Source organism: Microbacterium sp. NPDC055442, assembly GCF_053644215.1.
The window spans coordinates 16,394-29,221 of the sequence record NZ_JBSHLF010000006.1 but is presented as its reverse complement, the minus strand read 5'-3'; the positions used below and the strand labels follow the sequence as shown (position 1 = coordinate 29,221).

General features: G+C 71.1%; 9 protein-coding genes. 3 read left to right on the top strand and 6 right to left on the bottom strand.

The genetic code is table 11. The features are described 5' to 3' along the window. Nucleotides 1-25: 25 nt before the first annotated feature. The 4 genes from ACWIBS_RS13625 to ACWIBS_RS13610 form a co-directional block, all read right to left on the bottom strand. Nucleotides 26-3,556, bottom strand: a complete 3,531-nt coding sequence (locus ACWIBS_RS13625; protein ID WP_376127705.1) for a S8 family serine peptidase — start codon at nt 3,554-3,556, stop codon at nt 26-28. 145 nt (nt 3,557-3,701) lie between these two features. Next, entirely contained in the window at nt 3,702-4,691 is a 990-nt protein-coding gene (locus ACWIBS_RS13620) for an LLM class F420-dependent oxidoreductase (protein ID WP_376127704.1), read from the bottom strand. Nucleotides 4,692-4,775: 84 nt separating this feature from the next. Next, nucleotides 4,776-5,756 carry a DNA-methyltransferase gene (locus tag ACWIBS_RS13615; protein ID WP_376127702.1) on the bottom strand — a complete coding sequence of 327 codons (981 nt, stop codon included), beginning with the start codon at nt 5,754-5,756 and terminating at the stop codon, nt 4,776-4,778. 185 nt (nt 5,757-5,941) lie between these two features. Next, nucleotides 5,942-6,991, bottom strand: a complete 1,050-nt coding sequence (locus ACWIBS_RS13610) for a lipoate--protein ligase family protein (RefSeq protein WP_376127701.1) — start codon at nt 6,989-6,991, stop codon at nt 5,942-5,944. A gap of 225 nt (nt 6,992-7,216) precedes the next feature. Here ACWIBS_RS13610 and ACWIBS_RS13605 point away from each other — a divergent pair, with 225 nt between their 5' ends. Further along, on the top strand, nt 7,217-8,725 hold the full coding sequence (locus tag ACWIBS_RS13605; RefSeq protein WP_376127699.1) for a DEAD/DEAH box helicase: 1,509 nt from the start codon (nt 7,217-7,219) through the stop codon (nt 8,723-8,725). 215 nt (nt 8,726-8,940) lie between these two features. Here the strand turns inward: ACWIBS_RS13605 and ACWIBS_RS13600 are convergent, their stop codons facing one another. Further along, nucleotides 8,941-9,792, bottom strand: a complete 852-nt coding sequence (locus tag ACWIBS_RS13600; RefSeq protein WP_376127697.1) for an alpha/beta hydrolase — start codon at nt 9,790-9,792, stop codon at nt 8,941-8,943. A 69-nt stretch (nt 9,793-9,861) separates the two neighbouring features. On the opposite strand from ACWIBS_RS13600, the gene ACWIBS_RS13595 reads away from it, so the two are divergent. Both ACWIBS_RS13595 and ACWIBS_RS13590 read left to right on the top strand, forming a co-directional pair. Continuing rightward, nucleotides 9,862-10,290 (top strand): MarR family winged helix-turn-helix transcriptional regulator, encoded by a 429-nt coding sequence (locus tag ACWIBS_RS13595; RefSeq protein ID WP_376127696.1) that lies wholly within the window; start codon nt 9,862-9,864, stop codon nt 10,288-10,290. Further along, nucleotides 10,287-11,651, top strand: coding sequence for an MFS transporter (locus ACWIBS_RS13590; protein WP_376127694.1), 1,365 nt, complete (start codon nt 10,287-10,289; stop codon nt 11,649-11,651). Before ACWIBS_RS13595 ends, ACWIBS_RS13590 begins: the two co-directional genes overlap by 4 nt. A 155-nt stretch (nt 11,652-11,806) precedes the next feature. Here the strand turns inward: ACWIBS_RS13590 and ACWIBS_RS13585 are convergent, their stop codons facing one another. Then, on the bottom strand, nt 11,807-12,820 hold the full coding sequence (locus tag ACWIBS_RS13585) for a LacI family DNA-binding transcriptional regulator (RefSeq protein ID WP_376127692.1): 1,014 nt from the start codon (nt 12,818-12,820) through the stop codon (nt 11,807-11,809). Nucleotides 12,821-12,828 lie beyond the last annotated feature (8 nt).

The window sequence follows — 12,828 nt, the reverse complement described above, 5'->3', positions numbered from 1 at the left end:
CGGCTTGCAGCATCCCCCTTTTCTTCTACTTCACCCTGATCTTGGTCTGCTCGGCAGGCGTGGCCCGCAGCACGTCGGACTGCAGCGTCGCGAAGGTCGACCACGTGCCCCACAGGAGACCCTTGATGGTGTAGTCGAACGTCACCGTGCCACCCGCCGACGGCGGCGCGGTCGTGACCCGCACCTCATCGCCTGCGGCGGGGAGCGTCGCGAGGGTCGCACCGCTCGTGCCGTCGCGGTTCTCAGCGCCGACGGCGACCGCCGACCCGGCGTCGCCGACGGCGGCACTGCCGTACGTGAACGAGATCCCTTCGGTCGCGCCGAGCTCGATCCAGGCCTGGAACGAGTTCCTCGCGTTGCCGGTGTAGGTCGGCACGTTCTGCCAGTCCAGCACGAGCCACGACGTGACACCGTCGGTCAAGGATCCGACCCGCACGCCGTCGCCGGGGGCAGCCGCGGCGGGGTTGAGATCGGTCCACAGCGGCGCGAGCACGTTGTTGGGCGCGATGGGATCGGGGATGCCGTTGGGCTCGAAGCTGTGGTCGGCCGCCGTTCCGCCGCCCACGACGGCGTAGCCGTTCGAGTCAACCCCGATCCGCGTGTAGGTCTCACCCCCGTACTGGAAGGCGGGCACGTTGTAGTTGACCATCTCCTCGTCGCCGATCGCCGTGAGACCGATGCCGAATGCGCTCAGCGGGACGTAGCCCGCCGGCGACGAATCGGGCACGACCTCGACGGAAGCGATCGTCGGCGGGATAGCCGGCGCCAGGGTGCCGCTCCACTTCGCGCCGAGGAGCGTCTTCTTCGCCGGCGCGGTGACCGATCGCACCTGCAGGAGCGGGTTCGCCGCGACGTCGATCTTCGCGGCCACTTCGACCGGCAGGTAGTTCGACGCCGTCACGGTGCACGTCGACGTCGAGCCGCGGGCGATCGTCGTCGGGTCGCACGTCTGCGAGAACGTGATCTCGGCCTCACCGACGTTGGCAGCCACCGGCAGCACGACCGGGTTCCCCGAGCGGGGCGTGATCGTGATCTGCCCCTCGTGCCACCCCTCGTTCGCCTTGAGGGCGTCGAGGACGATCGTGAGATCGCGCGACTTCTTCGGCGCGAGCGAGAAGCTCGACGGAATGACCGTGATCCGCACGCCCGCGTCACTCGTGGCTTTCACGGTGAACTGCTGCGTCTTGCCGCTGACGTTCGTCACGGTGCGCTTCGTCGCGACGGCGCCGGGCAGCGGGTCGACGTAGACGCTCGGGATGTTGAGGTCCACGCGGTGCAGCGGATCGGTCGCGCTCGCGGCGAAGTCGGCGGCCGACTCGCTGATCGTGAGCACGGGCGCGATCGCACGGTCGGCGCGGATCGATCCGGCCCCGCGGTCGAACACCCCGGCGGGCGAGCCGTCGACGTTCACGACCGCCTGCAGCGACGAGGTCATGAGCGCCGATTTGATCTGCCCCGGCGTCCACGACGGGTAGGCCGCCTTCACGAGCGCCGAGACCCCCGCCGCGTGGGGCGCCGACATCGACGTGCCCGCGATGGCCTGGTAGAGCTCACCCGGAGGGCCACTGGAGATCTCGGACGGCGTCGGCGTGTGCCCCGCGATGACCTGCACGCCGGGTGCCGTGACATCGGGCTTCAGGAAGTCGCCGACGGGACCGCGCGAGCTGAACGACGCCATGACGTCACCCGGCGCAACCGTGGCGGTGCCCGCCGCCCACGTCGCCGTCGTTCCCGGGTTCGCGTCGAGGAACGCGACGAGGTCGTCGTTCGGGCCCTCGAGCTGGATGGTCGGAAGGAAGTGGTTGTCGGTCTGCAGATCCTGCGGCTGGGGGTTGGCGAGGATCATGCCCGCCGCCCCGCCCTGCAGCGCGTAGTAGCCCTTCTCGACGCGTCCGCCGCTGTTCGCGCCGCCGCGGATGCAGAGCACGACCTGCCCCGCGACCGAGCCGGGCGCGAACGGCTCGTCGCAGTACTCCGTGCCGGGGTAGCCGGCGACGTCCTTCGTCTGCACGACCGGAGCGTCGGTGACGCCCGCCGTGATCGTCGTGCCGGGTTTGACGAACGTCGCGTCACCGGCACCGGCGAGCACGAGGGTCGACGTGAATGCGCGATCCGACGTCGAGGCGGCGACGGTCGTCGTCCACGGGCTCGCGTGGTCGAGCGTCGACGCGCCCGGTCCGGAGTTGCCCGCCGAGGAGTTGACCGTGACTCCCGCCGCGAACGCGTCGAGGAACGCGAGCTCGACGGCGTCATACGGATTCTGGCTGCCGCTGATCGAGTAGTTGATCACGTCGACGCCGTCGAGCACGGCCTGACCGATCGAGGCGAGCAGGTCGCCGTCGTATCCGCCGAGCTCCGCGAGCGCCCGATAGGCGATGACGGATGCACCGGGGGCGACGCCGCTGATCGCACCGCGATCGACGCCGAAGATCTCGGCGGACTCGACGTGACTGCCGGCGGCCGTCGTCGCCGTGTGGGTGCCGTGGCCGTTGGCATCGCGGGCCGAGCACACGTCGACGGTGCAGTACTCGCCCTCGAGGACGGGACCCTGCAGCGCGACGTAGGTGTCGAGGAAGGCGTGTGCTCCGATCAGCTTGTCGTTGCACTCGAACGCGTCGCCGACGCTGCCGTCGCCGAACTCGCAGGCCCACGGTCCACCATCGGGCCGGTCGATGCCGTTGTCGCGCAGCATCGGGTGCTCGGGCCAGATGCCGGTGTCGATGACGCCGACGATGACGCCCTCACCGGCCTTGTCGCGTCCGCCGAGCTTGGGCCACACGGCATCCGCGCCGATGAAGGTCGTCGCGTCGGCGTCGGGTGCGGGGGTCATCGGCGGCAGGGTGACAGCGGCGCGCGGTGCGACGGGGGCGGCCGGGGTGGTCGTGGCGGGCGCCTTCTCGGGCGTCGCCGCGGCCTTCTCGGGCGTCGCCGGGGCCGACGGGTCGGGCGTCGGGGCTGACGGGTCGGGCGTCAGAGCCGGGTCGACGGCCGGGGTCGCGGCATCCGATTGGCGCAGCGCGTTCTCTTGCACGGCGGCGACCGATCCCAGAGCGAGGACGTCCTTCGCGCGGTTCGCGGGGATCGTCATGGCGAACCCGCCGTAGACCGTCGCGTACGTCGCGATCATGCGGGCGCTCGGCACGAGCGCGAGCGCTTCGGCCTGTGCCGCCGCGATCTGTGCGTCGACGTACTCGGTGTACCGCGCGACGGCGGCGCCGCCGTCGGCGAGGGAGCGTCCCGTCGTCTCGGGACTCGTCGCGGCGTAGCCCTCCACGCCGCCCACGTAGGAGGCGACGGGGTCGACGTCGACCTTGACGAGCACCGGCACGACCGCGGCATCGGCGCGCGCCAGCAGGTCGTCATCGCTCTGCGCGAGGTTGCCCGACGCGGATTTCGCGCCGGCCTGCGGGGGTCCGTCCGGTGCGATCGGCGATGCGGTGAAGTCCGACGGCGGCGGCGCTGCCGAGGCGGGTACGGCGATCGCGCTGACCAGCAGCCCCGCCACGGACACACCGACGATGACGGCGCGAGCGTGACGGAAACGGGAATTGCTCATGGCACTCCTCAGAGGTGATCTGCGGAACGCACCGAGCTTGGGGAACAACATCGCATCCCGCTGTGCAACGGAGAATAAGCCCATTCCGTCGCGGGCACCAGAGGCCGGGGCCAGTCCACGCCCCCGCCGCCCCGAACCGACCGTGTCAGCTGAGCGCGGGGATGACCTCGCGCTCGAACATCTCCATGCCGGAGAGGTCGTAGGCCGCCTCGGGGAAATAGTGGATCGCGTAGCCCAGGCCGTGGGCGGCGCGCTCGGCCAGGCGCTCGGCGATCTTCTCGGGCGTGCCGAACGCGGGCGACGAGAGATAGTCGCGCTCGATCGTGTCGGTGCGCTCGTCGCCGAGGTGCGGGCGCAGCCGGTCGATGACCGCGGCCAGCCGATCGCGGGCTTCGGCCTCGGTCGCACCGACGATCGTGTTGAAGTTGGCGCTGCGGGTGATCTCGCCCGGGTCGCGGCCGATGCGCTCGCAGTGGCCGCGCAGCACGGCGCTCTTGTGCTCGAAGACGTCGAGGTCGTTCGCCGAGAAGTTCGTGTAATCGGCGTAGGTCGCCGCGATCTTGAGCGTCACCTTCTCGCCGCCGCCCGCGATCCACATCGGGATGCCGCCATCCTGCACGGGGAGCGGCTGCACGATCGCGCCGTCGACCTGGTAGTGCGTGCCGTCGAGCGTGGCGCTGCCGGTGGTCCAGGCCTGGCGCATGATGTCGACGCCTTCGCGCAGCATCCCCAGCCGATCGCCGATGGCGGGGAACCCGTAGCCGTAGGCGCGCCACTCATGCTCGTACCAGCCGCCGCCGATGCCCATCTCGACGCGTCCTCTCGAGACGTGGTCGACCGTGGCGGCGACCTTCGCGAGGTAGGCCGGGTTGCGGTGGCCCATGCACGTGCACATCTGCCCCAGGCGGACGCGGCTGGTCGACGCCGCGAACGCGGCCATGAGCGTCCACGCCTCGTGCGTGGCCTCTTCGCTCGGCACGGGCGTCGTGTGGAAGTGGTCGTACACCCACAGCGACTCCCACGGGCCTTCGTCGGCGCGACGCGCGAGCGAGTCCATCACGGTCCACTGCTCGGTGGGCGCGATGCCCACGAGATCGAAGCGCCAGCCCTGGGGAATGAAGGTTCCGAATCGCATGGGCCCGAGCCTATCGAGGCGAGGGCGTCGACAACTCCGGACCGATCGCCGATTCGGGTCGCGCTCCAGCCCGGATCCGCGCGCTCATCCGGAGTTGTCGACGACCTCGGCGTGCGCCATGCGCTTGCGCATGACGGCGATCGCGGCGGGGTTGTCGTCGACGAGCACGGCGTGCCGACCGAGGGCGGCAGCCACGGCCCCCGTCGTGCCGGAGCCGGCGAAGAAGTCGAGCACGCGATCGCCGGGCCGGCTCGAGGCCTGCACGATGCGGCGGAGGATCCCCTCGGGCTTCTGCGTGGGGTAGCCCGTCTTCTCGCGTCCGCTCGTCGGCACGATCGTGTGCCACCACACGTCGGTCGGCAGCTTGCCGCGCGCGACCTTCTCGGGAGTGACCAGGCCCGGCGCCATGTACGGCTCGCGGTCGACCGTCTCGGAGTCGAACCAGTACGCATCGGGGTTCTTGACGTAGACGAGGATCGTGTCGTGCTTTGTCGGCCAGCGGCGGCGCGTCTTGGCTCCGTAGTCGTAGGCCCAGACGAGCTCGTTGAGGAACCGGTCCCGCCCGAAGAGCGCGTCGAGCAGCACCTTGGCGTAGTGCGCCTCGCGGTAGTCCAGGTGCAGGTAGAGCGTGCCGTCGTCGGCGAGGAGCCGCCAGGCCTCTTCGAGCCGCGGCTCGAGGAACCCCCAGTAGTCGTCGAACCGGTCGTCGTAGGCACGCAGGTCTCCGCGCAGCCGCTCGTACTCCCGCCCGTGGAACCCCCGCCGTACGACCCCCCGCTGCTCGCCGCCCGCGTGCCCGTCCCCTTGACCGCGAGACTGCATTGGGCTGCCGAGACCGTGGGTATCACCCGCAGTCTCGCCGTGCGGTTGCAGTCTCGCGGGGATGGGCTCTGCGATCGCTGCGGGGAGAGGGGCGGATGCCGCGGGCCGAGGCACGCGCGCCGTCTCGAGTGCGCGCTCGCGTGGGCGGCCCGTGTTGAAGGGCGGATCGAGATAGATGAGGGTGAACGAGCCGTCGTTGAACCCGCGGATCACCTCGAGGTTGTCGCCGTGGTGGACGGTCACCGACCCTTCGGCAAGCTCAGGGACCGGGGCGGGGTCAGAGCACGACCCTTCGGCAAGCTCAGGGACCGGGGCCGGGGCAGGGACCGAGGCGGGGTCGGAGCGCGACCCTTCGGGAAGCTCAGGGACCGAGGCAAGCTCAGGGACCGGGACCGAGGCCGGGGGCGGACCGGGGTCGGGATCCGAGGTCACGGCACGCGGTGCAGCCACGCGTCGGTCGCGAACTTCGACTCGACGAGGGCTTCTGCCGCGGCGTACTCGTCGTCCGAGATCGACCCCGGCACGGCGCCGTAGAGGTTCGCGAACGTGTCGGTGAACCGCTCGATGATCGCCTCGCGCGACAGGCCCGTCTGCCGGCGGAGCGGGTCGACCCGCTTGGCCGCCGACGTCGTGCCCTTGTCGCTCAGCTTCTCGCGGCCGATCCGCAGCACCTCGGTCATGACCTCGCCGTCCATGTCGTAGCTGAGCGTCGCGTGGTGCAGCACTCCCCCGTTGGCGAGCCGCTTCTGCGCCGCGCCGCCGATCTTGCCCTGCGGCGAGGCGATGTCGTTGAGCGGCTGATAGGTCGCCTCGACCCCGACCGAGCGCAGCGCCTGCAGGACCCAGTCGTCGAGGAACGCGTACGAGTCCGCGAACGTCATCCCCGCGACGAGGGATGCCGGCACGTACAGCGAATACGTCACGATCGAGTTCGCCCCCATGAGCATCGCGCCGCCCCCCGAGATCCGGCGGACGACATCGAAGCCGTGGCGCGCAGCACCCTCGGGGTCGACCTCGTTGCGCAGCGACTGGAACGACCCGATCACGACGGCCGACTCGTCCCACTCCCAGATCCGCAGCGTCGGGCGACGACGCCCGTCGCCCACGCGCGTCGTGAGCACTTCGTCCAGCGCGAGGTTCATCCGCGGCGACACGGGGCGCTCGTGCACGATCTCCCAGTCGAAGTCGCGCCATCCCGGAGCCGTCACGAGCGCGCGGCGCACAGCCGTACCGACGGACTCGGGCGTGAAGCCCAGCAGTTGCGCCCCCTCGGGGAGCGCCGCCCGCACCGCCGCGGCGATCGCCGTCACGTCGGACTCGACGGGCATCCCGTTGACGGCCGCGTCGATATCGGCCAGGGCATCGTCGGGCTCGAGGAAGAAGTCGCCCGCGAGGTGGAAGTCGACGATCCGCCCGTCGCGCTCCTCGAGGTCGACGACGACGAGCTTGCCGCCCGGAACCTTGTACTCACCGTGCATGGCCCTCAGCCTACGGGCGCCGACGCGCCGCGCGGGTGGCTCGCAGGTTCGGGTCCGGCCGGACTGCTATCGTTGTGGCGCGGCCTGTGTGCCGCTGCGTCGTCGTCACGCTCCCCGGCATCCGAAGCCGTGGCTCATTACGAACGGCGAACCGATGCGCGATCCCGCGCCGTCGCCACCTCCGCACTGCTGCGTTTCCGCACGCGTGCACCACCGAAAGCACTCATGTCTTCTTTCCTCTCTCTCGGCGTGCCCGAGAACCTCTCCTCCGTCCTCGCCGCCGACGGCAAGACCGAAGCGTTCGCGATTCAGCGCGACACGCTCCCGGACTCGCTCGCCGGTCGCGACGTGCTCGGCCGCGGCCGCACCGGCAGCGGCAAGACCATCGCGTTCGCGCTGCCCCTCGTCGCGCGCCTGTCCGGCGCCGGTGCCGCCAAGCGCCGCCCCGGTCGCCCCCGCGGCCTCGTCCTCGCCCCGACTCGCGAGCTCGCGACGCAGATCGCCGCGACCATCAAGCCGTTGGCGGATGCCGCGGGCCTGACCGTCACGACCGTTTTCGGCGGTGTCAGCCAGAGGCCCCAGGAGCAGGCCCTCGGGCGCGGCGTCGACATCGTCGTCGCGTGCCCCGGCCGGCTCGAAGACCTCATGAAGCAGGGCGTCGCCAAGCTCGACGCCATCGAGATCGCCGTGCTCGACGAGGCCGACCACATGGCCGACCTCGGGTTCCTGCCGGGCGTCACCCGCATCCTCGCGGCCACGCCGTCGGGCGGACAGCGCATGCTCTTCAGCGCCACGCTGGACCGCGGCGTCGACAGCCTGGTGAAGCGCTTCCTCTCGAACGAGGTCCTGCACGAGGTCGACGAGTCCAGCGTCCCGCAGGGCGTCATGACCCACCGCGTGTTCGTGACGAGCTCCGACGACAAGCTCGCACTGGTCCGTCACCTCGCGTCCGGCCGTGGCCGCCGCATCCTGTTCACCCGCACGAAGCACCAGGCCAAGAAGCTCGCGAAGCAGCTCACGGCAGCGGGCATCCCGTCGGTCGACCTGCACGGCAACCTCGGCCAGAACGCGCGCGAGCGCAACCTCGCGGCGTTCGGCGCCCCCGTCGACAAGGGCGGCGTGCGCGTGCTCGTCGCGACCGATGTCGCCGCGCGCGGCGTGCACGTCGACGAGGTCGAGCTCGTCGTGCACGTCGACCCGCCCGTCGAGCACAAGGCGTACCTGCACCGTTCGGGCCGCACGGCTCGCGCCGGCGCCGAGGGCGTCGTCGTGACCGTCGCCACCGATTCGCAGCGCGGCGAGGTCAAGGACCTGCTGCGCAAGGCCAAGGTCACCGCGCCGCTCGAGCCCGTCCACGCCGCGCACGCTGCGGTCGCCGAGCTCGTCGGCGAGCCTGCCCCGCACGTCACGCCGGCTCCCGTCCAGCAGCAGCAGCGCCCCGCGGCGAAGAAGAAGCCCGCGGCATCCGGCGAGGGCCAGGGCCGTCCGGCGCGTGGCCGTTCCGGCGGACGCGGCAAGAGCACGACGGATGCCGCACGCCAGCCCGCTGCGGATCAGGCACGCTCGGGCGCGGGTCGCTCCGGCCAGGGTCGCGCCCGTTCGTCCGAGCAGCCCCGCAGCGGGGCTCCGGCCGCGCGCACGGGAACTTCGTCGAGCCAGCGCTTCACGACGGGTGCGACCGTCGCGGACATCCGCCGCAGCGCGCGCACGCCGAACCGCCGCGCCCGCGGCTGAGCACCAGCATCCCGGCTCGCCCGCGGCTGAGCACCAGCATCCCGGCTCGCCCGCGGCTGAGCACCAGTATCCCGGCTCGCCCGCGGCTGAGCACCCGCATCCCGGCTCGCCCGGTTCGGGGCGTCTTTCCACCGCGACACGCCGGCGGCCCCGGCGCGTCGCCACGGTTCTGCGCCCCGAACCCGGCTGTCACGACGGCCGGCGCGGGTGCGGGGTCAGCCCCGCACGGGCAGGCGCGCGTCGAGCCACGCGATCAGGTCGGCGCGCACGTCGGCCTGGACCGCTTCGTTGAAGATCTCGTGACGTGCGTCCGGGTACACGAGGGTCGTGACGTCGGTCAGCCCCGACCTCGTGCGGTACGCCTCGGCGAGCCGGTGCACGCTGCGGGGTCCGCCGACCGTGTCGTCGCGGCCCACCATGAGCAGCACCGGCACATCGTGTCCGAGCTCGCGCCGCGGCAGTCCGTACAGGCGCGACGCATCGAGCACGCCGAACAGCTTGAGCAGCGGAGTCGTCGTCGTGAGCGGGTCGTCGCGGAACGCCCTGCCCACGGAAAGATCTGACGACAGCCACTCGGTGCCCCAGGCATCCTTCGTCTTCCACGGCGCGTTCAGGTCGCCCGCGTTGAGCGCACCCGGCCACCGCAGCGCCGACCCCGACAGCACGACGGCGTCGTACGCGTCCGGGTGCGCGTTCACCAGCATCTGGGCGAGGAACGATCCCCACGAGTGGCCGAGCAGCACGAACGGCAGGCCGGGATTCTCGTCGCGGATGAGCTGCGTGAACTGCCACACGGCGGCGAGCGCAGCGGGCATGCCGCCCGGACCGAGCCGACCGAGCTTCGACGCGTCGCCGGCCCACTGCGTCATGCCCGTGCGGCCGTGACCGCGATGGTCGTCGGCGTACACCGTGTATCCGGCGTCCGTGAGCGCATCGATGAGCGCCGCGTAGCGGCCGGCGTGCTCGCCCACGCCGTGCAGCAACTGGACGACGGCCCGAGGCTCGCGCTTCGCGGGATGGACGTCGTAGACGATCGCGATGCCGTGTGCATCGATGAACTCGGGCATGCGATCGAGTCTAGGCATGCGGCATCCGCGAATTTACTTAACAACGATAATGACCTAAGCTAATGATCTATGCCTGATCCGGATGCCCCCATCGACGCCTCCGACCTGCGCAACGCCGTCTTCCGGCTCGCGCGACGCATGCGCACGCAGCGTGCCGTCGACACGATGAGCGACGGACAGTACGCCGTACTCGCCGCGCTGTGGGTGCACGGCGCGCACACTCTCGGAGAGCTCGCCGACCGCGAGCACGTGTCCTCGCCCGCCATGAACCGCACCGTCAACTGCCTGCAGGAGGCGGGCTACCTCGACCGCGCGCCCGACGAGAGCGACGGCCGCAAGGTCGTCATCGCCCTGACCGACGAAGGCCGGTCCGTCGTCGAAGAGACATCGCGACGCCGCGACGCCTGGGTCGACGCGGCGCTGGCCGATCTGACCGACGACGAGCGCGAGACCATGGCCCGTGCGGCCGGGATCATGCAGCGGATGGTGACGCGATGAGCCGCGGCACGTCGGCGATGTTCCGCTCCTTCTCGGTCTTCAACTACCGCGTGTGGTTCATCGGCGCCCTCGTGTCCAACACCGGCGCGTGGATGCAGTCGACGGCGCTCAGCTGGGTTGTCCTGACCGAGCTGACCCCGAACGACGCCAGCGCGATGGGCATCACGATGGCGCTCCAGTTCGCCCCGCCCCTGCTCCTGGTGGGCGTCACCGGCTGGGTCGCCGACCGGTTCGACCGGCGGCACCTGCTCATGCTGACGCAGAGCCTGCTCCTTCTGCTGGGTCTCGTGATCGGGATGCTGCTGCTCATGGGCGTCATGACGCTCTGGCTCATGTACGCGTTCGCCCTCGTGCTCGGTGTCGTCGCGGCATTCGACAATCCCGCGCGCCAGGCGTTCGTGTCCGACCTCGTCACGCGCGAAAATGCCTCGAACGCCGTGGCGCTGAACGCCGCGTCCTTCAACGGCGCCCGCATGATCGGACCCGCCGTCGCGGGCATCGTGATCGTCGCGGTGGGTACGGGCTGGGTGTTCGTCGTGAACGCCGTGACGTTCATCGCCATGATCGTCGCACTGCTGCTCATCCGGCCCGCTGAGCTCATTCCGCGCGTGCGGGCGCCGGGAGCCTCCCGTCTCGCCGACGGGTTCCGCTACGTCGCGCGTCGCCCCGACCTCGTCGTCGCGTTCGCGATGGTCTTCCTCATCGGCGCCTTCGGCATGAACTTCCCCATCTTCGCCTCGACCATGGCGCTCGAGTTCGGGCAGGAGGCCGACGGCTACGGCCTGTTGAGCTCGATCCTGGCGATCGGCTCCCTCGCCGGGGCCCTGCTCGCGGCGCGGCGCGACCGGGCACGGATCCGCGTCGTCATCGCGGGCACGCTGCTGTTCGCGACGGCCGCGGCCGTGTCGGCCTTCATGCCGACCTACTGGACATATGCCGTCACGCTCATGTTCACCGGCTTCGCCGTCGTGACGATGCTGACGACGGCGAACGGCTACGTGCAGACCACGACCGACCCCGCACTGCGCGGACGCGTGCTCGCCCTGTACATGGCGATCCTGATGGGCGGGATGCCGGTGGGCGCACCCATCGTCGGATGGGTCGCGGCCGAGTTCGGCCCGCGCGTCGCGATCGGCCTCGGCGCCCTCGCCGGCTTCGCCGCGTTCTCGATCGGGGCGATCTGGCTGCTCGCCTCGGGGCGGCTCAAGCGTCGCGAGGACAGCCGCTTCCGCCTGACGATCGACGAGACGCGACCGCTGATGGTCGTGCAGCCTGCGCCCGAGGAGTTCAGCGACGAGGTCGCCCAGACGACGCCGATCCGGGTCCCGGCAGCGGAACACAGCACCCCCCGACGCCCCTGACCCGATACCCGCGAGACTGCAACGGGCGCTCGAGACTGCGGGGTCAGCCCGCTGTCTCGGCGCCCCGATGAAGTGTCGCGGTCAGAGCGGGCGCGGTCAGGGCAGGCGCGGTCAGAGCGGGAGGTTCCGGGGCGGGCCGGGCCGCGGCATCCGGGTCAGCCGGTCGACGCGCGTCCGGTGGACTCGCGCACGATGAGCTCGGGCTGGAACACGATCTGCGCCCGGGCATCGCGGTCGTCGACCTCTTCGAGGAGCAGCTCCACGGCGCGGAACCCGATGAGCTCACTCGGCTGGCGGATCGAGGACAGCGGCACGACGGCGGCGGCCGCGAAATCGATGTCGTCGTAGCCGATGATCGCGATGTCGTCGGGCACCGAGGCGCCGCCCAGCATGACGAGCGCCTGCAGCACCCCCATCGCGAGCAGGTCGTTGGCGGCGAAGACGGCGTCCGGGCGATCCGCCGGGGCGCGGTCATGCACGCGCTCCCCCGCGGCACGCCCCGCGAGGACGCTCAGGGCGGGAGTCTCGATGATCTCGAGCGTCGCGCCGCCGTGTGCATCGACGGCACGCTGCGCACCCTCGAGGCGGTCGGCCACCTGGCGCACAGACGAGGGACCCCCGACGAACGCGATCCGCCGGCGTCCCGTCTCGAGCAGATGCTCGACGGCCAGTCGGCCCCCCGCCACGTCGTCGACCGACACGGAGGAGACATCCTGCTCATCGCTCGGCCGGTCGACGAGCACCGTCGCGATTCCGCGCTTGCGCAGCCGCTCGAGGCGGTCCGAGATGTCGTCGACGGGAGTGATGAGCACGCCGTGCACGCGCTGCTCCTCGAACAGATCGAGGTAGCCGGCCTCGCGCGCGGCATCGTCGTCGCTGTTGCCCAGCAGGACGGTGAGGTCGCTGCGAACGGCCCGCGCTTCGGCGCCGCGCGCGACGTCGGTGAAGAAGGGGTTGCGCACATCGAGCACGATCAGGCCGATGCTGCGGCTGCGTCCCGCGCGAAGCTGTCGTGCGGCGTCGTTGCGCACGAACCCGAGCTCCGCGATCGCGGCGTGCACGCGCTCGACGGTCGCGGGCGCCACCCGGTCGGGGCGGTTCAACACGTTCGAGACCGTGCCGACCGAGACGGATGCCGCGGCGGCGACATCCTTGATACTCACCGTCATGTGGGGCT